At 73.9% G+C, this 24,968-nt stretch carries 20 protein-coding genes; 9 read left to right on the top strand and 11 right to left on the bottom strand.

Going from position 1 to position 24,968, the window contains the following annotated elements:
- Window positions 1-10: 10 nt before the first annotated feature.
- Entirely contained in the window at window positions 11-664 is a 654-nt protein-coding gene (locus tag ABZ862_RS19765) for a hypothetical protein (RefSeq protein WP_360959729.1), read from the bottom strand.
- A gap of 234 nt (window positions 665-898) precedes the next feature.
- Here ABZ862_RS19765 and ABZ862_RS19760 point away from each other — a divergent pair, with 234 nt between their 5' ends.
- Window positions 899-1,690: a copper homeostasis protein CutC gene (locus ABZ862_RS19760; RefSeq protein ID WP_360959727.1), complete on the top strand. Its 792-nt coding sequence runs from the start codon at window positions 899-901 to the stop codon at window positions 1,688-1,690.
- 81 nt (window positions 1,691-1,771) lie between these two features.
- Here ABZ862_RS19760 and ABZ862_RS19755 read toward each other — a convergent pair whose 3' ends face one another.
- A complete protein-coding gene (locus tag ABZ862_RS19755) occupies window positions 1,772-3,748 on the bottom strand; it encodes a UvrD-helicase domain-containing protein (protein WP_360959840.1) in 1,977 nt (658 codons plus the stop codon).
- 476 nt (window positions 3,749-4,224) lie between these two features.
- Between ABZ862_RS19755 and ABZ862_RS19750 the strand changes: the two genes are divergently transcribed.
- The gene (locus ABZ862_RS19750) at window positions 4,225-4,413 is read left to right on the top strand and encodes a hypothetical protein (protein WP_360959725.1); all 189 of its coding nucleotides are present in this window, start codon (window positions 4,225-4,227) and stop codon (window positions 4,411-4,413) included.
- 60 nt (window positions 4,414-4,473) lie between these two features.
- Here the strand turns inward: ABZ862_RS19750 and ABZ862_RS19745 are convergent, their stop codons facing one another.
- Both ABZ862_RS19745 and ABZ862_RS19740 read right to left on the bottom strand, forming a co-directional pair.
- On the bottom strand, window positions 4,474-6,117 hold the full coding sequence (locus ABZ862_RS19745) for a DNA repair helicase XPB (protein ID WP_360959723.1): 1,644 nt from the start codon (window positions 6,115-6,117) through the stop codon (window positions 4,474-4,476).
- 161 nt (window positions 6,118-6,278) lie between these two features.
- The gene (locus tag ABZ862_RS19740; protein WP_360959721.1) at window positions 6,279-9,065 is read right to left on the bottom strand and encodes a helicase C-terminal domain-containing protein; all 2,787 of its coding nucleotides are present in this window, start codon (window positions 9,063-9,065) and stop codon (window positions 6,279-6,281) included.
- 188 nt (window positions 9,066-9,253) lie between these two features.
- Here ABZ862_RS19740 and ABZ862_RS19735 point away from each other — a divergent pair, with 188 nt between their 5' ends.
- Both ABZ862_RS19735 and ABZ862_RS19730 read left to right on the top strand, forming a co-directional pair.
- Window positions 9,254-10,336: a hypothetical protein gene (locus tag ABZ862_RS19735; protein WP_360959719.1), complete on the top strand. Its 1,083-nt coding sequence runs from the start codon at window positions 9,254-9,256 to the stop codon at window positions 10,334-10,336.
- A gap of 65 nt (window positions 10,337-10,401) precedes the next feature.
- Window positions 10,402-11,109, top strand: a complete 708-nt coding sequence (locus ABZ862_RS19730) for a haloacid dehalogenase-like hydrolase (protein ID WP_360959717.1) — start codon at window positions 10,402-10,404, stop codon at window positions 11,107-11,109.
- A 10-nt stretch (window positions 11,110-11,119) separates the two neighbouring features.
- On the opposite strand, the gene ABZ862_RS19725 is transcribed toward ABZ862_RS19730, so the two are convergent.
- Entirely contained in the window at window positions 11,120-11,374 is a 255-nt protein-coding gene (locus tag ABZ862_RS19725) for a hypothetical protein (protein ID WP_360959715.1), read from the bottom strand.
- Window positions 11,375-11,537: 163 nt separating this feature from the next.
- On the opposite strand from ABZ862_RS19725, the gene ABZ862_RS19720 reads away from it, so the two are divergent.
- The gene (locus ABZ862_RS19720) at window positions 11,538-11,921 is read left to right on the top strand and encodes a cold-shock protein (protein WP_360959713.1); all 384 of its coding nucleotides are present in this window, start codon (window positions 11,538-11,540) and stop codon (window positions 11,919-11,921) included.
- 38 nt (window positions 11,922-11,959) lie between these two features.
- On the opposite strand, the gene ABZ862_RS19715 is transcribed toward ABZ862_RS19720, so the two are convergent.
- The 4 genes from ABZ862_RS19715 to ABZ862_RS19700 form a co-directional block, all read right to left on the bottom strand.
- Window positions 11,960-12,787 carry a 1,4-dihydroxy-6-naphthoate synthase gene (locus tag ABZ862_RS19715; protein ID WP_360959838.1) on the bottom strand — a complete coding sequence of 276 codons (828 nt, stop codon included), beginning with the start codon at window positions 12,785-12,787 and terminating at the stop codon, window positions 11,960-11,962.
- Between the two features lie 91 nt (window positions 12,788-12,878).
- On the bottom strand, window positions 12,879-13,670 hold the full coding sequence (locus ABZ862_RS19710; RefSeq protein ID WP_360959711.1) for a futalosine hydrolase: 792 nt from the start codon (window positions 13,668-13,670) through the stop codon (window positions 12,879-12,881).
- A gap of 77 nt (window positions 13,671-13,747) precedes the next feature.
- A complete protein-coding gene (locus ABZ862_RS19705; protein WP_360959709.1) occupies window positions 13,748-14,245 on the bottom strand; it encodes a DUF2771 domain-containing protein in 498 nt (165 codons plus the stop codon).
- A 158-nt stretch (window positions 14,246-14,403) separates the two neighbouring features.
- Window positions 14,404-15,816: an MFS transporter gene (locus ABZ862_RS19700; protein ID WP_360959707.1), complete on the bottom strand. Its 1,413-nt coding sequence runs from the start codon at window positions 15,814-15,816 to the stop codon at window positions 14,404-14,406.
- Window positions 15,817-16,319: 503 nt separating this feature from the next.
- Between ABZ862_RS19700 and ABZ862_RS19695 the strand changes: the two genes are divergently transcribed.
- The gene (locus ABZ862_RS19695; RefSeq protein ID WP_360959705.1) at window positions 16,320-17,246 is read left to right on the top strand and encodes a DUF3027 domain-containing protein; all 927 of its coding nucleotides are present in this window, start codon (window positions 16,320-16,322) and stop codon (window positions 17,244-17,246) included.
- A 15-nt stretch (window positions 17,247-17,261) separates the two neighbouring features.
- Here the strand turns inward: ABZ862_RS19695 and ABZ862_RS19690 are convergent, their stop codons facing one another.
- Together ABZ862_RS19690 and ABZ862_RS19685 are read right to left on the bottom strand one after the other, a co-directional pair.
- Entirely contained in the window at window positions 17,262-18,209 is a 948-nt protein-coding gene (locus ABZ862_RS19690) for a hypothetical protein (RefSeq protein ID WP_360959703.1), read from the bottom strand.
- Window positions 18,206-18,790: a hypothetical protein gene (locus tag ABZ862_RS19685; protein WP_360959701.1), complete on the bottom strand. Its 585-nt coding sequence runs from the start codon at window positions 18,788-18,790 to the stop codon at window positions 18,206-18,208. Before ABZ862_RS19685 ends, ABZ862_RS19690 begins: the two co-directional genes overlap by 4 nt.
- A gap of 1,306 nt (window positions 18,791-20,096) precedes the next feature.
- On the opposite strand from ABZ862_RS19685, the gene ABZ862_RS19680 reads away from it, so the two are divergent.
- From ABZ862_RS19680 to ABZ862_RS19670, 3 genes are all read left to right on the top strand, one after another.
- A complete protein-coding gene (locus ABZ862_RS19680) occupies window positions 20,097-20,510 on the top strand; it encodes an NUDIX hydrolase (RefSeq protein WP_360959699.1) in 414 nt (137 codons plus the stop codon).
- Between the two features lie 159 nt (window positions 20,511-20,669).
- The gene (locus ABZ862_RS19675; RefSeq protein ID WP_360959697.1) at window positions 20,670-23,822 is read left to right on the top strand and encodes a molecular chaperone Hsp90; all 3,153 of its coding nucleotides are present in this window, start codon (window positions 20,670-20,672) and stop codon (window positions 23,820-23,822) included.
- A 196-nt stretch (window positions 23,823-24,018) separates the two neighbouring features.
- On the top strand, window positions 24,019-24,954 hold the full coding sequence (locus tag ABZ862_RS19670) for a hypothetical protein (RefSeq protein WP_360959695.1): 936 nt from the start codon (window positions 24,019-24,021) through the stop codon (window positions 24,952-24,954).
- Window positions 24,955-24,968 lie beyond the last annotated feature (14 nt).

Raw genomic sequence — 24,968 nt, 5'->3', positions numbered from 1 at the left:
GAGCCGCACCCTAGGACGCCGGGTCCGTCCCGGTCGACAGCATTTCCAGTTCGGACCGCAGGTTGTGACGGGCGGTCGCCTCCCACTCCCGCCGCCCGTACGGCGTCCGGAACAGGCGGGGCAGGGCGAGGAGTTGCCGCAGGACCGCGCTGCGCCCGGCGCGGAAGGCGGCGTCGGGGACGAAGGCGTACTCCTGGCGGACGGCGGCGGTGTAGGCGGCGTAGCCGGAGGGCGGGGCGGCGAGGACCGCGAGGTCGGCGTCGCAGAGCACCTCGCCGTCCGGGTCGCCGGCGGCGGGATCGTGGGTGACGGTGAGCCGCACCAGCCGGGCCACCTCGGCGGTCCGCTCCGCCGGGACCCCGGCCTCGGCGAGGGCCCGTTCGGCTAGGCGGGCCGAGCGCTCCTCGTTCTCGGAGCGGTCGGGCCGGTACACCGCGTCGTGGAACCAGGCGGCGAGCCGTACGGCGTCCGGGTCGGCGGCGTGCCCGGCCAGGGTGTCGATGTGGTCGAGGACCGCGGTCAGGTGGGTGAGCGTGTGGTAGTGGCGCTGCGGTTCCTGCCAGCGGGCCAGCAGGTCGTCGGCGTACGGCGCGGGGTCGGGGCCGCCGCCCGCCCCTTCCAGGGCTCGGGACCAGCGGGCACGGAGGGCGTCGGGATCGGCCATGGGGCCATTGTCGCGCGGGGCGCGGGGCGCGGGGCGCGGGGCGAGGTGTGTGGGGCGGCGGGGTGGCGGGGCGGGGCGTTCGGTGTGCGGTGGTGAAGGGGTGGTGGCCGGTGTGTCCGGGCGAGTCCTGGCGGCCCTCTTGCGCGGGCAGGCTAATCTGAATTGGACTAGACCTCTAGTAGACATGTATAGACCAGTAGCCGCCCGAAGCCGAATCCCGATGAATGGGGTCCCATGAACCAGCGTGCAGTCCTGGAGGTGATCGCCCTCGACACCGAGGACGCCGTCGCCGCCCAGGCCGGAGGCGCGGACCGCCTCGAACTCGTCACCGACATGGCCGCCGACGGGCTCACCCCGCCGGCGGACACGTTCGCCGCGATCCGCGCCGCCGTGGACATCGATCTGCGCGTGATGCTGCGGCTCGCGGACGGGTTCGCCGCGGGCGACACCGGGCTGCTCGTCGGTGTCACCCGGGAACTGCGGGCGGCCGGGGCCGACGAGTTCGTGCTGGGCTTCCTCGACGCGGACGGCGGCCCCGACCTGCGGGCCGTGGAGCGGGTCGTGGCGGAGCTGGACGGCTGCCGGTGGACCTTCCACCGCGCCATCGACCGGGCCGCCGACCGGGACGCGCTGCGGCGGGCGCTCGCCGGGCTGCCCGGGCTGGACACCTACCTCACGGCGGGCTCGGCGGACGGCGTCGACACCGGGCTGCCCGTCCTCCTCGCGGAGGCCGCGCGGGCGGGTGAACCGGGGTACGCCCAGCAGATCCTGGTGGGCGGCGGGCTGCGGCTCGATCATCTGCCGGTGCTGCTCGACGCGGGCGTCGACGCGTTCCACATCGGCGGTGCGGCGCGGCCCGGGGGCTGGGCGACGGCTGTGTCGGCTCGGCTGGTGGGGGAGTGGCGGGCCGTGCTGGACGGGGAGGGGTTCGCCCCCGCCGCCCTTTCCCGTCCCGTCACGGGGGCGCTGCCCCCGTACCCCCGCTCCTCGAACTCCCCCATAGGGGGTACCCCCAGGAGGGGCTGACTTCAGCCCGTCCGGCGTTTGAGGACGAGGCCCGTCCAGGGCCGGGAACGGGAAGGGGCGGCGGGGGCGAGGAAACCCCGCTCAGACCTCGCACCCGCCGAGCTGCCGCGGCAGCGGGTCCGTGTGGGTGATGATCAGGCCGGAGACCGCCCGGGTCAGGGCCACGTACAGGCGGCGCAGCCCGGTGCGCTCGTCGGGCTCCGCCGCCACGACCGCCGCCGGCTCGTCCAGGACCACGTAGTCGTACTCCAGGCCCTTCGCCAGCGACGCCGGGATCAGGGTGAGACGGGTGTCCTGCGTGGTCTCCTCACCGGGGGAGAGGTAGGGGATGTTTGCCGCGGTCAGCGCCTCGGCGAGGGCCGGGATCCGCGGGTCCGCGGCGATCAGGCCCGTCGAGCCCTCCTGCGCCAGGAGTTCCCCGCAGGCGGCCAGCACGGCCGCCGTGCCCTCGGCCCGGCGCACGTCGAAGAAGCCCGGGTTGTCGCGGATGGAGGCGACCGGGGCCAGACCGGGCGCGATGTGCGGGAGCAGCCGTGAGGCGTACGTGATGACGTCGGTGGGGACGCGGAAACCGGCCGTCAGCTCCTCCACCACGCCGTCCGTCTTGCCCAGGTGGCCCAGGGCCTCCGCCCAGCTGCGGGTCGCCCACGGCGTGGTGCCCTGCGCCAGATCGCCCAGGACGGTCGCGGAGCCGGTGGTGCAGCGGCGCCCCACCGCCCGGTACTGCATGGGCGAGAGGTCCTGCGCCTCGTCGAGGACCACATGGCCGAGGGAGTGCGTGCGCTCCACCAGGTCCCGCGCCTCGTCGACCAGCACCGCGTCGGCCGCCGACCACCTGGCCGACTTCACCGAGCGCACCGGCTTCGGCCAGCGGACCGTCCGCTGCTCGTCCTCGGTGAGGATCCCCTCGGCGTGCGCGGCGAGGAACTCCGCGTCGGTCAGCAGCCGCAGCACCAGCCTGGCCGGGTCGACGGGCGGCCAGATCTGCTTCACGGCGGCCTTCACGGCGGCGTTGCGGGCGACCGCGTCCTGCACCCGGTCGTCCGGTGCCTCGCCCGACCGTTCCATCTGCACCAGCACCGCGTGCGCGATCCGCTGCGGCAGGGCCTCGCGGGCGGCGCCGTAGCGGATTCCGCGGTCCAGCAACTCGCGGACGATGCGCTCCAGTTCGTACGCCGCAACGCGCCAGCGCCGGGAGCCCCGTACCACCACGACCGGCTCCGTCGGCACCGTCACATGCGAGACGACCGCCCGCCGCAGCACCTCCGCCATCCGCGCGTCGCCCTTCACCGTCGCGGCCGCCGTACCGTCCGTGCCGCGGATCTCGACGTGCGCCACGAGATCGTCCACCGTCGCCTGCCGCACCGTCAGCTCGCCCAGCGCGGGCAGCACCTGCTCGATGTAGTGCAGGAACGACCGGTTCGGCCCGATGACCAGCGTGCCGGTGCGGGCCAGCCGCTCCCGGTGCGCGTACAGCAGATACGCCACCCGGTGCAGCCCCACCGCCGTCTTCCCGGTGCCGGGCCCTCCCTGCACGCACACGGTCCCGCCGAGCCCGCTGCGCACGATCTCGTCCTGCTCCGGCTGGATGGTCGCCACGATGTCCCGCATCGGGCCGACACGCGGCCGCTCGATCTCCTGCTGGAGCAGCTTGCTGGTCTTCGCCGACTCCTCGGGGTCGGACAGGTGCTCGTCCTCGTACGCCGTGAGGTCGCCGCCCGTGTAGCCGAAGCGGCGGCGCAGCGCGACGTCCTGCGGGTCCTTCTTCGACGCCCGGTAGAACGGCTGCGAGACCGGCGCACGCCAGTCGATCACCATCGGGTCGCCGTCCCCGTCGTGCACATGGCGCCGCCCGATGTAGAACCGCTCGCCGTCCGCGCCCTCCGCCTGCTCCGCGCCCGGGGCGTGCAGATAGTCGAGCCGGCCGAAGAACAGCGGGGTGTCGCTGAGGTCGGCCAGCGCCTTGATGCGCTCGTCGATCTGGCGGGAGAGGACCGCGGCGTTGACCCAGTTCGCGGTGACGTCGCTGATGTCGAGCGCCTCCACGTCCTCGCGCATGGCGCGCAGCGCGGCACGGGAGGAGGCGAGATGGGCACGCTCACGGTCGAGCGGACCGGCGACGGGCGGGGAGGAGGGCAGGGGGGAGGGCAGGGGGGAAGGGATCGGGGCGGGCGCGGACAAGGGTGTGCCTCCGGAAGAACCAGGATCTGCGGCGGGCGCGGCGGGAGGGCCGCGCGGGACGGGCACGGACGCGGGGTGCGCCGCGTGCGCCGGACAGCCGACCGGTTTCCGTCCGGGCGGCGGCACTCCCGGGGGGAGGCGGGCAAGAGCGGAGATTCTAAGCCGCCGCGGCAGACCGACGCCAACGCTTTTCTCCGAGGCGGTTTCCGTCCGCCCGGCGGCCGCCCGGTCCCCTAGGGGACGTACCCCCCGTCCCGGAAGGACCGCCTCACCCGGAAGAGGTACGCCGGTGGCCTCCCGGTTCGCCCTGCGGACCGATGCCGTCCTTATGCCGCGAAACGCACCATGGAGACATGAGTGCAGCCACCCTTCATCCAGCCCACCCGGCCCCGGCCCGCCCGTCCGGCGCCACGCCCCTGCACGGCGGCCACCTCCACCGCCTCGGCGACGTCCTGCACGCCGTGCGCGTCTACGCGGGCGCCGCGTTCCGCGTCGTGATCCTCGGCGAGTACGGCGAGGAGGCCGGCGTACGCCGCAGGTGAACCCCGCGGCCGGCGGACGGGGGCGCCCCCGCCGCCCCGGCCCTCCGCTCGGCTCTTCGTTCAGCTCTCCGCGAGGAGGTCGTCGGCGTCGACGATGCGGTACGCGTAGCCCTGTTCCGCCAGGAAGCGCTGGCGGTGGGCGGCGAAGTCCTGGTCGATCGTGTCGCGGGCCACCACGGAGTAGAAGTGCGCCTGATGCCCGTCCGCCTTGGGCCGCAGCACCCGCCCGAGCCGCTGCGCCTCCTCCTGGCGTGACCCGAAAGTGCCCGACACCTGCACGGCGACCGTCGCCTCCGGCAGGTCGATGGAGAAGTTGGCCACCTTCGACACCACCAGCACGCTGATCTCGCCCTCCCGGAAGGCGTCGAAGAGCTTCTCGCGCTGCGCGTTGGTCGTCTCGCCCTTGATCACCGGGGCGTCCAGATGCTCGCCGAGCTCGTCGAGCTGGTCGATGTACTGCCCGATGACCAGGATCTGCTGCCCCGCGAACCGCCGGACGATCGCCTCGGTCACCCGGCGCTTGGTCGCGGTCGTGGCGCAGAAGCGGTACTTCTCCTCCTGCTCCGCCGTCGCGTACGCGAGCCGCTCGGAGTCCGTGAGGTTGACCCGGACCTCCACGCAGTCGGCGGGCGCGATGTAGCCCTGCGCCTCGATCTCCTTCCACGGCGCGTCGAACCGCTTGGGGCCGATGAGGGAGAACACGTCGGACTCGCGGCCGTCCTCCCGGACGAGGGTCGCGGTGAGGCCCAGCCGGCGGCGCGCCTGGAGGTCGGCGGTGAACTTGAAGACCGGCGCGGGCAGCAGATGCACCTCGTCGTAGACGATCAGCCCCCAGTCCCGGGAGTCGAACAGCTCCAGGTGGGGGTAGATCCCCTTCCGCTTCGTCGTCAGCACCTGGTACGTGGCGATGGTGACGGGGCGGATCTCCTTCCGCGTGCCGCTGTACTCGCCGATCTCGTCCTCGGTCAGCGTCGTCCGCTTCACCAGCTCGTGCTTCCACTGCCGCGCCGAGACGGTGTTCGTGACCAGGATGAGCGTCGTCGCCTTCGCCTGCGCCATCGATCCGGCGCCCACCAGCGTCTTGCCCGCGCCGCAGGGCAGCACGACGACGCCGCTGCCGCCGTGCCAGAAGTTCTCCACGGCCTGCTTCTGGTACGCCCGCAGCGCCCAGCCGTCCTCGCGCAGCTCGATCGGGTGCGCCTCGCCGTCCACGTACCCGGCGAGGTCCTCCGCCGGCCAGCCCAGCTTCAGCAGGGTCTGCTTGATCTGCCCGCGCTCCGAGGGGTGCACGAGGACCGTGTCCGGGTCGATACGCGCCCCCACCAGCGGGGCGATCCGCTTCGAGCGCAGCACCTCCTCCAGCACCGGCCGGTCGGTGGTCGTGAGGACGAGTCCGTGCGCCGGGTGCTTGCTGAGGGTCAGACGGCCGTAGCGGTCCATGGTCTCGGCGATGTCGACGAGCAGCGCGTGCGGTACGGGGTAGCGGCTGTACTGCACCAGCGCGTCCACCACCTGCTCGGCGTCGTGCCCGGCGGCGCGCGCGTTCCACAGGCCGAGCGGGGTCACGCGGTAGGTGTGGATGTGTTCCGGGGCCCGCTCCAGTTCGGCGAACGGGGCGATCACCCGGCGGCAGTCGTCGGCCTGCTCGTGGTCGACCTCCAGGAGCAGAGTCTTGTCCGACTGGACGATCAGAGGACCATTCACGCGCGAGCACCCTTTCGCTGTGACCGGACCCGGCAGCGTCCCGGCCGACTCTCCAGTGTGCCTCACCGGCCGCGCGGGGCGGGGCGGGTGGGGGGAGAGGTGTGCGGGGCGTGCGGTCCGGTACCGGCCGGCGTCAGCTGTCAGCTGTCAGCCGGCCGCCGTCAGTCGTCCGCCGGCTCCGCGACGCCCGTGATCCGGTGCAGCGGGTACGTGCGTACCTCGTCCGCCGTGTGGTCGTACGCCGTCACGAAGCCGCCCTCGACCCGCACCGGCGCGATGACGCGCCGGCTGGCCGCCCCCTCCGCGTTGACGTACCCGATCCACACCGTCTCGCCGGTCAGCACCGCCGCCTGCACGGTGGCCAGGGTCTCCGCGGCGCTGGTGCGCGGGAGTTCACCGGTCACGGCGGCCACGGCGGACGCGGATCCGGACGTGCCGCTGCCGCCGCTCGGCCTGAGCGGGGCGGTCGCCGCCAGATCGCCCGCGCGGATCGCCCGGACGGCGGCGGCGAGCAGCGGCGCGTCGGGTACCGGCGGGCCCTCCGGCACCGGCTCGGGGGCCGTGCGGGGCGGGGTGCGGTGGGCGAGGGCGCGGGTGATCACGACATCACCCTCGGCCGACTCGGCGGCGGGCGCGAAGCCCATCGCGCGCAGCCCGTCGAGCAGCGCGGCGGGGTCGGCCTGTGCCGCCAGCACGGTGGGCGCCAGCCGCCGCAGCCGCAGGCCCGCCGAGCGCTTGTCGGCGAGGATCTCGCTGAGCAGCGCGTCGTCGTCGCAGCGCACGTACGCCGAGGCCGCGCCGACCCGCAGATGGCCGTGCTTGCGGGCGACGTCGTCGATCAGATAGGCGAGCGGCTGCGGGACGGGGGTACGGGAGTGCGCGGTGAGGAAGTCGTGCAGGTCGGAGGCGGTACGGCCGGCGTCGAGGGCCCGCCGTACGGAGCCGGGAGTGAACCGGTACACGGTCGCCCCGCCCTTGGACTCCACGTCCGCGAGCACCGCGAGCACCTCGGCGAGCGGCCGCCGGAGCGGGCCGGGGGCCACGGCGGTGAGGTCGGCCTGGAGCAGCACGTGGTCCAGCGGTTCGGGCAGCAGCGGCGCGAGCAGCCGGGCGGCGGACGCGGTGGCGGTGGCCTGTTCGGCGGCGGAGAGGGGGGCCGCGGCGGTGGCGGGCACGGGGGAAGGGACGGGAGGGAGGGGAGGGTGCGGGTGGTGAGTGTGGTGGTGGAGGGGAAGTTTGTCGCCCGGCCCCGCGCCCGGCCCCGTCCCCGGTCCCTGGGCTGCTCCCGGTCCGGTGGGGTGCGGGGCGTGCGCCGCCTCGCTCTGCGGGGGTTTCCCGGCGGGTGCCGCCGCCCCCGCACCGAGCAGCGCGCGCCCGTGGGCGGAGAGCGCGCCCCGCCCCGTGACCCCCAGGAGTTCCGCCTCCGACAGGGTCCACCGGGCCAGCCGTGACCGCAGATCCTCGTCCCGGCGCCCGCCCTGGCCCTGGCCGGGGCCGTAGCCGTAGCTCTGCCCCTGACCTTGGCCGTAGCTCTGCCCCTCCCCCTGTGCCTGGCTCTGCCGGGAGCCGCGCGGCGGGCGCTCCCAGCGCAGGCGGTCCAGCACCGACTCGGTGGTCGGCGCCGTCCCCTCGGGGAGCCCGGCGAGGAGGGACAGCACCCGGTGCCGTACCTCCGGCGCCGCCGACCGGTCCAGTCCCGGCCCCAGCGCCGACAGCGCGCGGTCCTTCGCGTCCCGTCCGCCCACCAGGCCCGCCGTCCGTGTCGCCGTCAGCCATGCCTGCGCGAGCGGGGCCCAGCGTTCCGCGGGCGGACGCTCCAGCCACTCGTCGTAGGCCGGGGTCGCCGCGTACCGTTCGTCGGCCTCGCCGTCGGAGGCCAGCAGGCCCGCCGCGTGGGCGAGTTCGACCCAGAAGGCGGCCACCGGCTCGGACAGGCCGAGGGCGACGGCGGTCCGCTTCAGATCCCGCACGCTGAGCCCGCCGGCCCGCAGCACCGCGGGACCGCCCTCGTCCCAGTCCTTCAGCAGCTCCTCGACGGTCGCCAGCGCGGTGTACGCCTGCCCCGCCGCCGTCGCGTCCACCACCTCCGGCCGGTGCTCCGCCCCCGGCTCCACGGCGGGCGGCACCGGCTCGGGCATGCGGTGCGCGCGGCCGCCGCGCAGATGAAGGGCCACCTCGCGGGGCAGGACGACGGTGCCGGGCGCCGTCGGCAGCAGCAGCCCCCGGTCGAGCAGCCAGCGCAGATGGGCGGCCGGATCGGCGGTGACCTGGCCGTACGGCGGTCCCCACAGCAGCCGCGACAGCACCACGAGTGACTCCTCGGGCGCCTTGGCGAGCAGCGCGGTCATACGGGTGCGGTCCGTGAACAGTGCCGCCAGCGACTCCGTCGCCGAGACCGGGTCGTGGGTGGAGGGCAGCCCCGCCGCCGTCAGGATCTCCTGCACCCGGCCGGGTGACATCCCGCCGGCGGCCTCCCGTACGGTCGGTCCCAGCCCCGTCGGGGAGACGTGCGCCCCCGGCCCGCCCGGCCGGGCCGCGGCCGACGGCGGTGCCAGCAGCTCACGGGCGGTGCGCACCAGCCGCAGCCGGTCGTCGCCGCCCCACACCAGTGCCTGCTCGCGCAGCGTGCCGAGGGCGCGGGGCAGCGCGGCGGCGACGACCGGGTCGCCCTCGTCACCGGCGAGCAGCCCGAGCAGTTCCCCGTACGCCGCCGGATCCGCGGCCACCGCCAGCGCCTCCGCCGTCTGGAGCGCGAACCGGTCCAGCCGCTCCAGGGCCCGGACGACCGAGGCCCGCGTACCGGCGCGGGTGGCGAGCTGGGTGAGATCGGTGGGGACGGGGGTCATCAGATCGGGGCGGCTGCGCAGGAGCGCGGCGAGGGAGGTGTCGTCGCGTCCACGGAGCGACTCCGCCAGGGAGCGGGGGGCTGACTCGGCCTCGGTGCTCATTCGACCCACGGTAGCGGGTGTTCTCGTACATGCTTCCGTGCCCGGCCGAGGCGCGCCCACCCCGCCCGCGGTCCGGCCCTTCGGGCGTGTCGGCGGCCACGGACCGGACATACCGCCGTACCTGCCGCCGGACGCGGTACCGTCGTCGGACTGGGGTAATCCAACGCAGCCGCCCCGGAGGGGACTTCGTGGGGATCGAGAGCGACCAGGTCGTCTACGAGTATCTGAGCCGCGTCGGCGACGTGGCGCACCAGCGGCAGCTGCCGTCCGCCACCCGGATGCGGCTGGTGTCCGGACTGCGCGACGAGATCGACCGGCGCCGTGCCAGGGCGGTCGTGGACAGTCCGGCGGCGGTCCGCCGCATCATCGACGGCCTCGGCAGCCCGGACGACGTGGTCACGGCGGCCGGGGGCGCGGCCCCGGCCTTCGTGCCGCAGCCGCCGGTGACGGCCGTACCCGTGCAGCGGGAGCGGGACGGCGAGGCCGCGTTCGGCACGGGACCGGTGACGGAGACCGCCGGGGACGGCACCCGCCCGAAGGGCCTGCGCCGCCTCGTCCCCCGCCCCCGTCCCCGGGACGGCGAACCGGCCCCGGCCGTCCCCGCCGACCGCCCCACGCCTCCGCACCTCGCGGGCCCGGACGAGGCGGGGACGCGCAGCGCGGTGCCCGCCGACTGGTGGCGGGCGGAGAACACCCCCTTCTCGGTGGGCGACGGAGTCCCGGGCTTCGTCGGCGGAGTGGAGATCCCGGACCTGCTGAAACGCCCGCAGGGGCCACCGGGATCACCGGCACCGGGGGCCGCGGGGAAAGCGGCGGTGCCGGAGCCGAAGGACCCGGCGGCCCCCGCCGTACCGGACGGGGCGGCACCGGCGGCCCCCGCCGGCACCCCTCGCCGCCGCCTGCGTCTCCCCGTCCTCCCGCGCGGTGGTGCGGGTGGCTGGAACAACCCGCTGCTGCTGGTCGCGGCGGCCCTGCTGGTCGCGGGCGCCGTGCTCGGCAACCTGATCGCGCTGGTGCTCGGCTGGCTCATCGCGTGGGGCTCGCGGCGGCTGACGCAGAACGAGACCAAGTGGGCGGTCATGGGCGTGCCGGGCGTGGCGGTCGCCGCCGGGGTGGTGTGGCTGTGGGGCCGCGGCGCGGGCCGCTGGGGCGACCCGATCGCCCAGGGCCACCTGAACGACGCGGTCGCCCAGACCTGGCCGTGGATGCTGCGGGCCGCGGCGATCGGCTCGGCCCTGTTCCTGGTCTGGCGCTCCCAGCGCCGGAGATGACCACCCACCCGGCGGAACGCCGTCCGGCGCCGGACGGGGTTCCGGGGCCTGGGACAATGACCGATATGGCCTCCGCGATCCCGCCCGTCCCGTCCGCGTCGCCCGTCCCGTCCGCGTCGACCGTCCGGTCGTCCCCGGGTGACCGTCCCGCCGAGCCGCCCGCAGGGCTCACCGTCGGGTTCGACCTGGACATGACCCTGATCGACTCCCGTCCCGGGATCCGTGCCTGCTACGTGGAGCTGGCCGAGCGGACCGGGACGTACGTCGACGCCGATCTGGTGGTGTCGCGGCTGGGGCCGCCGCTGGAGGACGAGCTGGCCAACTGGTTCCCCGCGGAGCGCATCGAGGAGGCCGCGGGGCTGTACCGGGAGATGTACCCGGCGCTCGCCGTGACCGCGACGCCCGCGATGGCCGGGGCGCACGAGGCGATCGCCGCCGTACAGGCGGCCGGCGGGCGGGCGATCGTCGTCACGGCGAAGTACGAGCCCAACGCCAGGCTGCACCTGGAGCACCTCGGCATCGCTGCCGACGCCGTGATCGGCGACCTGTGGGCCGAGCGGAAGGCGGTGGCGCTGCGGGCGCACGGCGCGGACGTCTACGTGGGCGACCACGTCGGGGACGTACGCGGTGCCCGTACGGCCCGGGCCCTGTCGGTGACGGTGGCCAGCGGCCCGTGCAGCGCGGCGGAGCTGCGGGAGGCGGGCGCGGACGTGGTCCTGCCCGACCTCACGGCGTTCCCGGAATGGCTCGCGGCCTACCGGAACGCCGCCTGACGGGCTCCGCCTACCGGGACCCCGCCTCCCGCGCCTGCCGGCGTCCCGCCGCGACCGAGCGCAGCACCCCCGCGCCGGCGACGAGGAAGCCGACGCCCATCAGCATGCACAATCCGAACATGTATGCCGGAAATGGTTTCGTGCCCAGGAAGAGCGGGGTCACGGTGACGAGGGTGGCCACCGCACCCGCGAAGAACACGATGGCACCGGCACGGATCAGCCCGTCACCGGCCATGGCGGAATTCGTTTGGGTTTTGTCACGCACCGGACCAGGGTAGTTCCCTGCACGAGAGAACAACCGGGCAACGTCTTGTCAGCGGCCCGGTGACCATTAGCCTTGGACCGGCGGGTCGTGGCGGCCCGCCCGACTGGTGTCAAGAGCCGTTTCCCGAAGCAGTTTTCCGACGAGTACGAGGACGAGGACGGACGTGCCTACCGGCAAAGTCAAGTGGTTCAACGTAGAGAAGGGCTTCGGCTTTCTCTCCCGTGACGACGGCGGGGACGTCTTCGTCCATTCCTCGGTTCTCCCCGCCGGAGTCGACTCCTTGAAGCCGGGACAGCGCGTGGAGTTCGGTGTGGTCGCCGGGCAGCGCGGTGACCAGGCGCTTTCGGTGGTCCTGCTGGACCCGACGCCGTCCGTCGCGGCCGCCCAGCGCAAGAAGCCGGACGAACTCGCCTCCATCGTGCAGGATCTGACGACCCTTCTGGAGAGCATCACCCCGAACCTGGAGAGCGGCCGCTACCCCGACAAGGCGTCAGGGAAGAAGATCGCGGGCCTGCTGCGGGCGGTCGCCGACCAGCTCGACGTCTGACCGCCCGCGTTCCGCCGTGGCCGCCCGCGTTCCTCCGTTCAGGGGAAGACGAGCGCGTCCGGGCCGAGGGGCGGTACGAGTCCCTCGGCCGCCGCTCGGCCGAGCAGCCCGCGGATCGCGGCGTAGCCGTCCGCGCCCAGCTCCTCGGTGAACTCGTTGACGTAGAGCCCGATGTGCTGGTCGGCGACGGCGGGATCCATCTCCTGGGCGTGCTCCATGACGTACGGCCGGGCCGCCTCGGGCTCCTTCCAGGCGGCCCGTACGGAGGCCCGCGCGGTATCGGCCAGCAGCCGCAGCGTCTCCTCGCCCAGCGACCGTCTGGCGATGATCGCGCCGAGCGGGATCGGCAGCCCGGTGGTGCGTTCCCAGTGCTCGCCCATGTCGGCGAGCTTGTGCAGCCCGTAGGTGCGGTAGGTGAAGCGCGCCTCGTGGATGACGAGGCCCGCGTCGACCTTGCCGTCCCGGACCGCGGGCATGATCTCGTGGAACGGCATCACCACGATCTCGCCCACCCCGCCGGGCAGGGTGTCGGCGGCCCAGAGCCGGAAGAGCAGATACGCGGTCGACCTCTCGCTCGGCACCGCGACCGTCCGGCCCGTCAGGTCGGTGTCGCCCTCCCGGGTGAGCACCAGCGGCCCGCAGCCCCGGCCCAGCGCACCGCCGCACGGCAGCAGGGCGTACGTGTCGAGGACGTACGGCAGCACGGCGTACGACACCTTCAGCACGTCGGACTCGCCGCGTTCCGCCATGCCGTTGGTGATGTCGATGTCGGCGAAGGTGACGTCGAGGGCGGGGGCGCCGGGGACGCGGCCGTGCGCCCAGGCGTCGAAGACGAAGGTGTCGTTGGGGCAGGGGGAGTAGGCGATCCGGAGCGGATCGGCCGGCCGCCGCGTGATGCCGCTGCCGGGGTCGGCGAGGTCGGCGGGGTGGCCGGTGTTGTCAGGGTTGCCGGGGCTGCTAGGGCTGCTCATGGTTGTTCCAACTCTCGACCACGGGTGTGAGCTTCCCGAAGGCGGCGGTGAGGGCGGTGAGGGCGTCGCCGATGCGCCAGGCGGCGCGGTCGCGGGGGCCGACGGGGTTGGAGACCGCGCGGATCTCGGCCACGGGCACCCCGTGCGCGGCGGCCGCCTCGGCGATCCCGAAGCCCTCCATGCCCTCGGCGAGGGCGTTCGGGTGGCGGGCGCGGAGGGCGGCGGCGCGGGCGGCGGTGCCGGTGACGGTGGAGACGGTCAGAACCGCTCCGACACGGGCTCCCATGACCCCGGCGAGGTCTCGTACGAGTGAATCCGGCGGACGGTGGGTGACGGTGCCGAAGCCCAGGTCGGTGACCGGCACGAATCCGTCGGCGGTCTCGGCGCCCAGGTCGGCCACGGTGATCTCGTCGGCGACGACGAGGGAGCCGACGGGCGCGTCCGGCGGGAAGCCCCCGCCGATCCCGGCGCAGACCACCAGGTCGTAGGGAGCGCCGCCGAGGGCCGCCGCGGTGAGCGCCGTCGCGGTGGCGGCGGCGGCACGGGCGGGGCCGACTCCGGCGGCGAGGAGGTCGTAGGACGTGCCCGGGGACGTACGGCCGGACGACGCACCGGCGATCCGGTGGAGCACGATGCCCGCACCCGCACCCTGGTCCCCGCCACTGCTCCCGTCGCCGCTTCCGCCTCCGCAGGGGACCTCACGCCTCGCCGCCCCCGGGAACGCCCGTGCCACCGCGTCCCGCTCGGCGGGCACCGCGGTGGCCACGAGGACACGCACCGGCGCTGCGGGACGACCGGTGGAACGCGCTGCGCCGGGCCCGGCGGCGTGCGTTGCGGCGTGTCCGGCGGACGTGGTCAGGCGTCCTTCTTGAACTTGAAGGACCACAGCCCCTTGGTGGTCTTGTCGCCCGCCTTGACGGACACCAGGGTCGAGTTGCCGCTGGCGCCGTACTGGGCGTTGAAGAACACGCTGCCCGGGATGGTCCGGTACGTCTTGGTGCTGGAGTCGGTGAGCGCCTGGCCGTTCATCAGGATCGTCCAGCCGCTGTCGGCGATCTTCGGGTCGACGCCGAAGCGCACCGTCGCGTCCGGGTCGACCGTGATGGACTTGATGCCGGTGTCCTTCAGACAGGTCGTCAGCTCGGCCGTCCTGAGATCGCCGCCGTCGTTGTAGCAGGAGGCCTCGGTGTGCACCGAGCTCGTGCCGACGGTGATCGTCGCGATCGGGGTCGGCTTGTCGCAGGCCGACAGGACGAGCAGTCCGGCGGACACGGCACCGGCGGCGGCGACGATACGGCGGCGTCGCGCGACGCGTGATACATCAGCGGCTTCGCCGCGGGGCAGGCTGGTCATGGCGGAAGGCTATCGGGCACCTTCCGCGCGCCGCCCATGCGGGGTACGGCGTGCCCTCCCGCGTCACCGGACTGCGCCGTCCGCGCGGCGGACCCCGCCGTCGGGTCGTGCCGACGGCGAGCAGGTCGTGCCGTCGGGTCGCGCCGACGGCGGGCCGGTCACGCCACCCGTGAGCGGGGCGTGCCGCCGTGCCGGGCGGAGGTCAGCAGCCCGCGCACGGTGGTCAGCCAGCCGACGGCGACGATGAGGGCGGCGACCGACAGGCCGAGCGTGCCGTTGAGCGGCATGACGATACCGACGGCGCCCCCGAACACCCACGCCATCTGCAACAGCGTCTCGGAGCGGGCGAAGGCGGACGAGCGGACGTGCTCGGGCACGTCCCGCTGGATCAGCGCGTCCAGGGACAGCTTGGCGAGCGCCTGTCCGAACCCGGCGACCGCGGCGAGGCAGGCCACCAGGAACGCGCCGAAGAACACGGCGGCGGTGATCGTGGCGCCCAGCACCAGCGCCACGACGGTCACGATGATGATCTCGGGCGCGCGGGACCGCAGCCAGGAACCCACCGCCGTGCCCAGCGCGTTGCCGGTGCCCGCGGCGACGGCGACCGTGCCGAGGGACACCGCGGCACTCTGGCCGGTCATGGGGTGCTCGCGCAACAGAAAGGCGAGGAAGAAGATCAGGAAGCCGGTGAGGCAGCGCAGGGCGGCGTTGGCGCCCAGGGCGTGGGTGACGGCGAGCCCGACCGTACGCAGCCCGGGCCGCCTGACCGGCTGCCGGTGCGGGCCGTGCAGATGCTGTTCGTCGGCGGCGAGCAGGGCGACGTCCTCGCCCTTGGCGGAGTCCACCTTGGACGGGAGGAAGAAGGACAGGAACGTACCGGCGACGAAGATGACGAAGGCGCCGTAGAGCGGCCAGGCGTCGCCGACGGTGTGCAGCAGCGCCCCGACGGGCGCGGCGATGCCGGTGGCGAGCAGCCCGGCGAGGGTGACCCGGGAGTTGGCCTTCACGAGGGAGAAGCGGGGCGGCAGCAGCCGGGGCACCACGGCGCTGCGGACGACGCCGTACGCCTTCGACGCCACCAGCGCCCCGAGCGCCGCCGGATACAGCTCGATGCTGCCGCTGGCGGCGGCGCCGGAGATGATCAGCGCGAGGAGGGCACGGGCGAGCATGGACGCGGCCATCGCGGCGCGGCGGCCGTGCGGGAGGCGGTCGAGGAGGGGGCCGATCACGGGGGCGAGGACCGTGAACGGGGCCATGGTGATGGCGAGGTAGAGCGCGACACGGCCGCGGGCCTCGTCGGTGGGGACGGAGAAGAAGACGGTGGAGGCGAGGGCGACGGTGATCATCATGTCGCCGGCGCCGTTCACGGCGTGCAGCTCGATCAGTTTGCCGAGCCCGGACTCGCCCGCGCCGTGGGCGTGGGTCGCGCGCCGGATACCGCGTACCGGGAAGTGCAGGACACGCCCGACGGCGCGGACGGCACCGCCGAACCGGCCCGATCCGCCGCCCATGCTGCGCCCCCTCACCCCGCCGAGCCCGGCGGCGCCCTGGGGGTACCTCGCGGCTGCCACGACGTTCATAGTGCCCCGCGAGGGCCGTCGATAGTGCGGTTACCGCGCGGATGGAGGCGTCGAATGTGCGCGGGGGGCGGGGGAACCGCACCCGGACTCGAAGGAGACCGGACCGAGACCGGACCGAGACCGAGCCGGTACGGCAGGCCCGCGACCCGCCCCGGCCCGGCCCACGACCCGGCTCACGGGCCGCCCGCGGGAGGCCTCCCGGACGAGGGTCCGGGGCCGGGAAAGGGGCGGGAACGGAGCCGGAAACCACCGCCGCACCCCCTCTCCCCCCTTCGGATGTGTCTCTCGGTACCCATGGATGTACACGTCGGTGTAGGCCAGGCGTCGCTGAACAGGTAGCGTGCGTATCTCAGCCATGCCGCAGAATGGATGGCAGAGGTGCGCCCGAGTGCGAGTGGGCGCGGACGTCGACGCGGTCCCCCGGTCCGCTCCGTCCGCCACCGCCGCCCGAGGCAGCCGCACCCGAGTGACGGCGTAGGAGAGAAGCGATACCTGTGAGCGCAGCGAGCACGCGAAGCCGCACCCCCGACCGCCTGTGCGCCGAGGCCGTCGACCTCGCCCGCTCCGCAGCCGAGGAGGCGGCGGCGCCAGGTGTCGTGGGCGAGCATGCCGGGACCACCGTCGAGGGCGACCGTGTGGTGACGCATTTCTTCGAGTGCAAGGAACTCGGCTACCGCGGCTGGCGCTGGGCGGTGACGGTGGCGAGGGCGTCGCGCGCGAAGGTGGTGACGCTGGACGAGGTGGTCCTGCTCCCCGGCCCCGACGCCCTGCTCGCCCCGGAGTGGGTGCCGTGGAGCGAACGCCTGCGCCCCGGCGACATGGGCCCCGGCGATCTGCTCCCGACCGACGCGGAGGACCTGCGCCTGGAGCCCGGCTACTCGGGCGAGGACGAGCCGGCGCCGAACGCCCCCGTCTCGGAGGAGATGGCGCTGCTGGCGGAGGCGGAGGACGCCGAGGTGTCCGCCGGCACCCCCGCACAGCTGCCGGTCGTCCCGACCCGGGGCTCGATCGCGGCCGTGGCGGAGGAACTGGGACTGCGGCGCGCCCGGGTCCTGTCCCGGTACGGCCTCCACATCGCGGCGGACCGCTGGGAGGAGGGGTACGGCGCGAAGACCCCGATGGCCCAGGCGGCCCCGGCGACCTGCGTCAGCTGCGGCTTCCTGGCCCGGATCGGCGGCTCCCTGGGCCAGGCGTTCGGCGTGTGCGCCAACGAGTTCTCCCCGGCGGACGGCCGGGTGGTCTCCCTGGCCTACGGCTGCGGCGGTCACTCGGAGGCGGCGGTCATGCCCAGGCCCCCGCAGCCGCCCCCGCCGGTCATCGACGAGACGAGGGTCGACCACTTCCCCCTCCGCCCGTCCCCGGACTCCGGCTCGGTCCCCCCGTTCCCGGACGAGGCTTCGGCGGAACTCGGCCACGCGTAGGGGCGGTCGTCGGGATCAGACGTCCAGCGGAAGAGGGGGCTGCTCGGCGGCCGGCCCCAGGTAGGTGTACTCGGTGGACCGGGCGATCCCGACGGCGTCGAGCCGTTGACGGAAGCGGACGCGGAAGTGGACGTTGTCCCCGAGGACCGGCCGCATACGGAGCAGTTCCCCAGGTTCATCGAAGTGGACGTCGTAGGCGGGTGCGTTCTTCGCCGTGCCCGTCTTGACCTTGATCCAGCCGCTCTCGCGCAGTTCCGTGATGCGACCTGAGATGATGATCTCCTGGTCGCGGGGAGAGGTCTCGCGGAGCTGTTCGATGTGGTGACGTCCGCGCTCCGTCAGCTGCGCCCGGCGCATACGGCCGTCTGCCGCGTACCACGTCATGCCCAGGTCCAGCCGGTACTTGCCCAGGGCCCGGGCCAGCCCGTCCACGGCATCGAAGAGACGCGCCCACTCGCGGATGTCCTGACCGGACTCCAGCGCGGTCAGGACTTTGGCGAGCGCGTGCATGCCCATGCCGGTCGTGGAGGGGACGGGCGCATCCAGGACGGGCGCTTCCTGCTCGGGAGGTTCCTGCGTGGACGATCGGGTGACGGGCCGCGCGTGGATGACGGTGCTGCCCACGGAGATGCCGGTCAGCTCAAGTTCGACGGGGGATCCGGCGGCGGCGGACAGAACACCTTCCACAGGGCTGAGAAGCGCGTCGCCCCACTGGAACCGGAGGGCACCTCCCTCGGCGTCCGGACCGCTCAGCCGGAGCTGCAACTCTTCTTCGAGGCGCGCGCTCGGATCGTACTCGCGCACCGCGGCCAGCCGGCTCGCCCGGTGCTCGGCCTCGATCTCCTCGGAGTCCCGGTCCTCCGTACCCATCTCTTCGAGCAGCCGTGCCCGCTTCTCCGCGGCGTGCGGATCCGCCAGCTGCTGCGCGCGACGGCGCTCACGCCAACTGCCACCGGTCGTCACAGCCGCACCTCCAGATATCCGCGTGCCGGGACGGCGCTTTCCACCGAAGGGGAACGGTCCGACTGATCGGGCAGTCGGCAACGCTGCCACCAGTCGTCCCACAATCCCCGTTCCATGAAGTATGTCCTTTCACCCGTGCTGAAGTGCTCAGGCTGGAAGACATGGGCGATGGGCCGGTAGCCGACTCGGAGTGGGGCGACGCCGAACTTTGCTGCCATGTTCTGCCGGCTCTTGAAAGCGGTGGTCAACCACTTCGACCCCGGCCTGCCGCATACCCTGGCCTCTGCCCGAAGGTCGATGAGCAGCGTCGCGTCGATGTTCCGCGGGTCCCTTTTCGCACTGACGTAGCTGCCACCGAGCCACAGCCGGTGGACCAGGACGAGCCCGTCCAGATCAGCCGTGTAGGTGTCCTCCAGATCGGCGAACCGTCCCAAGTAGGTGAGCAGCCCCTCCCACAAGGTGGCGCGTGTGACGGAATCACCGAACTCCGGTGCACCGACCAAGAGGCTGTGCGCATCCTCGAGCGAGACGGAGTACCGGCCCACGGGCAGGAACCCGTTCGCGGTGAAGGAAGGAAGCATGAGAAGCAGGTCCTGTCGGTGTCGATCGGCAGGGGCAGGATGACCCGGCTGCCGGCTGTGAATGTCATCTCACCGGTACGGTCCGGGCTTTGTCCTCGTGGTCCTCGCGGTACTCGCGGCACGGGCCGGGCCGCGGGGCGTGGGAAGGTCGCAGTCGTCGCGGTTGACGCGTCCGTACCGTTGAGCAAGCGGTGGCTCGGGGGCACGCAGGACCGGTCGGGCCGGGAACCGTTCGGCGAGGCGGTGGGCCAGGAGGGTCGCCCGACGGGAGGACTCTCGGCGGCAGGCTCCGGGGGAGAGCGAAGCGGAAGCTGGGGAGGACGTCACGTTCCAGCCGGGCGGCGACGCCGGGGGCCGGATGGGTGACGTCGTCGGCGGACAGCACCAGGCATGGTCGTGGCGGTGCAGTTCGACAAGGAAGCCGGTGACCCGCCGCATCAGTTCGGGGGCGGACCGAGCGGTCTGCGGCATGCGGGTGACCACGCGGCCGACAACGCGTTCGCGCGTGCTGCGCAGGCAGCCTTGGGCCTCCGGCTCGCGCACCGCGGCGGCGATACGGGAGGCGCGCGGCGAGGCCCTTGATGCTCACGTGGGTGCCCTGGGGCAGCGTCTGGACGTGCGCTCCGGGGCCGATCGGGAGCAGCGACAGCTCCGGTTGCTGGGCGAGGTGGTTGCCGATCACCGTGAAGCGAGTGGTGCGGCGGCTGTGGTCGTGGATCAGTCCCCCGGTGGGGTGGAGCGGGGAACGGCGTTTCGGGCGAGTGCCGCTCGCACATCGGGCCGTGGCGGGCTGGGCCGCGCTAGGGTTCTGCGTGTCCATCAGGGAGCTGTCTTCTTCCTCGTTGGTCAGGCCCTCGCAGTGGGATCGCTAGTCCCGGCGAGGGCCGACGTATGTCGGAGGGTGAGGTACTGAGCTGGTCTACGGCGCCGTGTTGCGCAGCCGCTGCTGCGCCGAGCGTAGGCCGACCAACCCGCCCCAAATCCAGCCCGATCGGCAAGTTTCACCCGCTCGAGTGAGTTTGCGGAGCGGGAGGAAGGGGCGGGTTCGGTCTGGTCCTTTCAGCCCCAAGTCCTGCGGGAAAGAAACGGCTTCCGCCACCGGAACCCGTAGGCCGGGGGCACGGTGCCGTGTTGCGACCGACGGTGGGGTGACCCGCTCTGGCGGGTACGGTCATGAGGGGAAACCGGCCTTCCGGCACGATCCACGGCTCCTACCGGGTCCCGACGGCCGGGGACTGCTCCTGGTAGAGGCGCTCACCCGTGCGTGGGGCTGGTCGCCCGTCCCCGGAGGCATGGAGGAACAGACGTGACACAGCGCGATGCGGACGAGCGGCCTGCTATCGCCGCTGCCGTCGTCGTGGACGAGGGGCGTGTGCTGATGGTGCGCCGCCGGGTCGGGGAGGGACGGCTCTCCTGGCAGTTCCCGGCCGGAGAGGTCGGGCCTGGTGAGGCCCGCGAGGATGCCGCTGTGCGGGAGACCCGGGAGGAGACGGGGCTGACCGTGGCGGCCGTGAGGCCGCTCGGCGGGCGGGTCCACCCGATGACGGGCCGGCTGATGTCGTACACGGCCTGCGAGGTGCTGAGCGGTACCGCCCATGTCGCCGATACCGAGGAACTGGCCGCATGCGCCTGGGTTGCCCACGACGAGATCCCGCACTACGTGCCGTACGGGCTGTTCGAGCCCGTGCAGGAGTACCTCGACACGGCCCTGCTCTCCTGAGCGGATGAGGGCCGGGGCTCCGGAGCCGCCGAGTGGCTGCTGATTCTCGTGCAGGGCAGGCGGTCCTGTCCGGCCCACCGCCCCGCCCCCGCCGGACCCGCGGCGCGGGCGGTTGTCCGGGGCGGTACCTTCGTCGTCACGCCGACGATGGAGATGACCGTGAGCAAGTTCGTGCGCCCTGCCCCCGAAGGTGCGGACCCCTTCGGTACCGCCCGGCTGCGGCGTGGGGTGCTGGATGCCTGGGCGGCCGGCCCCGCCCGGTTCCGGGAGGACGCCAACGCCGAGGAGGACCTCGTCCTCGGCGGCTACCGCGACCGTCTCGTCGTCGAGCTCGCCCAGAACGCCGCCGACGCCGCCGCCCGCGCCCGGGTGCCCGGCCGGCTCCGGCTCACCCTGCGCGACGGTGTCCTCGTCGCCGCCAACACCGGCGCCCCCCTCGACACGGTCGGGGTGGAGTCGCTCGCCACGCTCCGGGCCTCCGCCAAACGGGACGATCACGAGAGCGCCGTCGGGCGGTTCGGCGTCGGGTTCGCCGCCGTGCTCGCCGTCACCGACGAACCCGCCGTCGTCGGCCGGCACGGCGGGGTGCGCTGGTCGCTCGCCGAGGCCCGGGAACTGGCCGCGGACACCGCCGCCCGGCTCAGCCCGCAGCTGGGCGAGGAGATCCGCCGCCGCGACGGCCACGTCCCCCTGCTCCGCCTCCCCTTCGCCGCCGAGGGCAGCGCGCCCGGCCCCTACGACACCGCCGTCATCCTGCCCCTGCGGGACGCCGCCGCCACCGACCTCGCCGAGCGGCTGCTGAACGGCGTGGACGACGCCCTGCTGCTCGCCCTGCCCGGCCTGGAGGAGATCGTCGTCGAGGTCCACGGCGACGACCCCCGCACCCTCGGCCGCCGGACCGACGGCGACCTCACCGTCGTCACCGACTCCCGGGACGGGACCACCCGGTGGCGGACGGCCGCCGCGCACGGCGGGCTCGCCGCCGAACTGCTCGCCGACCGGCCCGTCGAGGAACGGCTGCGGCCCTCCTGGTCGGTCACCTGGGCCGTGCCCGTCGCCGCCGACGGCGCCCCCGCCCGCCCCCGCACCAGCCCCGTCCTCCACGCACCCACCCCGAGCGACGAACCGCTCGGCGTCCCGGCGCTGCTGATCGGATCGTTCCCGCTCGACACCACCCGGCGGCACGCCGCGCCCGGCCCGCTCACCGACTTCCTCGTGCAGCGCGCCGCCGACGCCTACGCCGGACTGCTCGCCGACTGGCGCCCGGTGGGCCCGGGGATCATCGACCTCGTGCCGGGACCGCTCGGCAAGGGTGAACTGGACGGCGCGCTGCGGCAGGCCGTGCTGGAGCGGCTGCCCCGCACCGCCTTCCTCCCGCCCGCGGCCGAGCGGCCCGAGGAACCCGGCGAGCACGAGCACGAGGCCGAGGCTGAGCTGCCCGAGGCGCTGCGGCCCCGTGACGCCGAGGTCGTGGAGCAGGCGGGCGGCGACACCGTGCGGGTGCTCGCCGAGGTGCTGCCGACCCTGCTGCCCGCCGGGCTCGAGCGGCGCGTCGAACTGCGCACCCTGGGCGTCGCCCGCGTCCCGCTCGCCGACGCCGTCGACCGGCTCGCCGGACTGGAGAAGGACCCGGACTGGTGGTGGCGGCTCTACGACAGCCTCGCCGGGGTCGATCCCGACCGGCTCTCCGGGCTGCCGGTGCCCCTCGCGGACGGCCGGACCGCCATCGGCCCCCGGCAGGTGCTCCTGCCCACCCCCGACGCCGCCCGCGTCGACCCCGCCATGCTGGGCCGCCTCGGCCTCAAGGTCGCCCACCCCGACGCCGCGCACCCCCTGCTGGAGAAGCTGGGCGCGCTGCCCGCGACACCGCGCGCCGTGCTGACCACGCCCCAGGTGCGGGCCGCCGTCGCCGCGTCGCTCGACGACGAGGGCGCCCTGACGTGGGAGGAGGACACCCCGGACGCCGAGGAACTGGCGGACACCGTCCTCGCCCTCGTGCGCGACGCCGGTCTCGACCCCGGTGACGAGCCGTGGCTCGGCGCCCTCGCCCTGCCCGACGAGGACGGTGAACTCGCCCCCGCCGGTGAACTCGTCCTCCCCCACAGCCCGTTCGCCTCCGTCGTCCGTGAGGACGAACTGGATCGCGTGGACGCCGAGTTGGCTGAGCGCTGGGGCGAGCAGCCGCTCGCCGCGTGCGGGGTGCTCGCCGGGTTCGCCCTGGTCCGCGCCACCGACGTCGTCCTCGACCCCGACGAACTCGAGCCCCGCGAAGGCGACTTCGCCGAACCCGACGACGCCGGGCTGCTCGACGCCGTGGACGTGTGGTGCGAGGACGTCCTCGACCGCTTCCCCGACACCCCCGTACCGCCGGTCGCCACCGAACTCGTCGCCGTGCGCGACCTCGACCTCGTCGACGACGACCACTGGCCGCAGGCCCTCGCGATGCTGGCCCGGCCCCCGCTGCGGGACGCGATCACCGAACCGGTGCGGATCCTGCTGCCCGACGGCACCCACGAGGCCGTACGGTCCTACACCGCCTGGTGGCTGCGCGGGCACCCGGTGCTCGACGGCCGCCGCCCGGCCGGGCTGCTGGCCGCGGGGGGCGACCCGCTCCTGCGCGGCCTGTACGACGAGGCCGACGCCACCGGCTTCGACGACGAACAGGTGCTGCGCGCCCTGGGCGTCCGCACCTCGGTCGCCGCCCTGCTCGGCGAACCCGGCGGCGCCGCCGAACTCCTCGACCGGCTCGCCGACCCCGACCGCGAGGTCAGCGCCGGCCAACTCCACGGCCTGTACGGGGCACTTGCCGAACTCGACCCGGAACAGGTCACGTTGCCCGACGACCTGCGCGCCGTGGTCGACGGGCGGGTGGAGGTCGTGGACGCCGCCGACGCGGTCGTCGTCGACTCGCCCGACCTGCTCCCCTTCACCGCCGGTGTCCCGCTCCTCCCGGTCCGGCCGTCGCGCGCCGCCGACCTGGCCGAGCTGTTCCAGGTACGGCGGCTGAGCGAGTCCGTCACCGGCGCGGTGGACTCCGAGGGCTCCGAACACGGCGTACCGGAGCCCGTACGGGTACTGCTCGGGCCCCGTACCCCGGCGTCGTACGTCGAGCACGACGAACTCGTCGTGGACGGCGTGGAGATCGACTGGCGCCTCACCGACGACGGCGTCCTGCACGCCGCGACCCTGGAGGGCGTGGCCGCCGGACTCGCCTGGGCCGCCGGTCAGTGGCCCCGCCGCTTCGAGGTCGCCGCCCTCCTGGAGGACCCGTCCCGCACGGCGGAACTGGCCAGGGACCGCTGGTTCGACTGAGGGGAGAACGGGGCCGCCGGGGTGCGACACGCCCACCCGAAAACTTCCCCACGAATTCTCCCCTTCCCCTACAACCCTTCTCGCCCCTCACGAATCTGATCATGTGAGCCACAAGGCTCCACGATCATCTGGGCCCGGCAGCCCTCACGAGCCGCGTGACGACGGCTGCCGGGGCCCACCTCATGCAGGGGAACGCATGCGTATACGTGCCACTGTGGCCGCCGTCACCGGCGCCCTGGCCCTCTCCGCTCTCGCCGTACCCGCCGCGCAGGCCGTCGGCACCTCCTCGCCCAGCCACGCCGACATCGCCCGGCTCGCGCAGGCCGCGCGTCACCTGGACTCCGGCACGTCGGCGTACACCGGCTCCGTCGGCGCGGTCGGCGACCCGTACGCGCTGGACCTCACCTTCTCCAACGTGAAGGTCAACAAGGGCAAGCCGATCGTCGCCGGCATCAGCAACGCGGTGTCCGCGCCCGTGACCTACACCGTCACCCACGCCGTCGGCATCGACGTCAACGCCGGCGACTTCTACATGGACGTCGAGCTCTACCGCGGAAGCTCGTACGACGACCCGACCGGTCTGCTCATCGGCGACGACTGGCCGACGTGCACCGCCGTGTCGACGACCCAGGACACCTGCACGGGCACCATCGACATCTACCCGCACGACGACCTGGTCAACGCCGACGCCACCACCTGGAAGGCGGGCGGCTACGCCCTCGACTTCAACGGCCAGGACCCGACGGACGAGAACCTCGACATGAGCAAGGTCGGCTTCGCCTCCCAGGGGGACCTCGCCACCACCAAGCTCCAGCGCTACTCCAAGCTGACGGTCAACGCGGCCCCGGAGCCGGTGAAGAAGAACAAGACCGTCACCGTCACGGGCAGCCTGACGCGCGCCAACTGGGAGACGCACAAGTACGCCGGCTACACCAACCAGCCGGTGAAGCTCCAGTTCCGCAAGAAGGGCTCGAGCACCTACACCACGCTCAAGACGGTCACGTCGAGCTCGACGGGCGCGCTGAAGACGACCACCACGGCCACCGTGGACGGTTACTACCGCTACAGCTTCGCGGGCACCTCCACCACCCCGGCCGTCAACGCCACGGGCGACTACGTCGACGTGCAGTGACATCGCAGGACCGG

The sequence above is a fragment of the Streptomyces sp. NPDC047000 genome, assembly GCF_040644295.1.
Taxonomy (GTDB): Bacteria; Actinomycetota; Actinomycetes; order Streptomycetales; family Streptomycetaceae; genus Streptomyces.
This window is presented reverse-complemented; position numbering and strand designations above follow the sequence as displayed.

Excerpts from the sequence above, each read along its gene's own strand:
- ABZ862_RS19705 (WP_360959709.1), bottom strand. The coding sequence starts at position 14,245 with ATGACCAGCCTGCCCCGCGGCGAAGCCGCTGATGTATCACGCGTCGCG.
- ABZ862_RS19730 (WP_360959717.1), top strand. The coding sequence starts at position 10,402 with ATGGCCTCCGCGATCCCGCCCGTCCCGTCCGCGTCGCCCGTCCCGTCC.
- ABZ862_RS19750 (WP_360959725.1), top strand. The coding sequence starts at position 4,225 with ATGAGTGCAGCCACCCTTCATCCAGCCCACCCGGCCCCGGCCCGCCCG.
- ABZ862_RS19765 (WP_360959729.1), bottom strand. The coding sequence starts at position 664 with ATGGCCGATCCCGACGCCCTCCGTGCCCGCTGGTCCCGAGCCCTGGAA.
- ABZ862_RS19755 (WP_360959840.1), bottom strand. The coding sequence starts at position 3,748 with ATGCGCGAGGACGTGGAGGCGCTCGACATCAGCGACGTCACCGCGAAC.
- ABZ862_RS19685 (WP_360959701.1), bottom strand. The coding sequence starts at position 18,790 with ATGCTTCCTTCCTTCACCGCGAACGGGTTCCTGCCCGTGGGCCGGTAC.
- ABZ862_RS19760 (WP_360959727.1), top strand. The coding sequence starts at position 899 with ATGAACCAGCGTGCAGTCCTGGAGGTGATCGCCCTCGACACCGAGGAC.
- ABZ862_RS19740 (WP_360959721.1), bottom strand. The coding sequence starts at position 9,065 with ATGAGCACCGAGGCCGAGTCAGCCCCCCGCTCCCTGGCGGAGTCGCTC.
- ABZ862_RS19670 (WP_360959695.1), top strand. The coding sequence starts at position 24,019 with ATGCGTATACGTGCCACTGTGGCCGCCGTCACCGGCGCCCTGGCCCTC.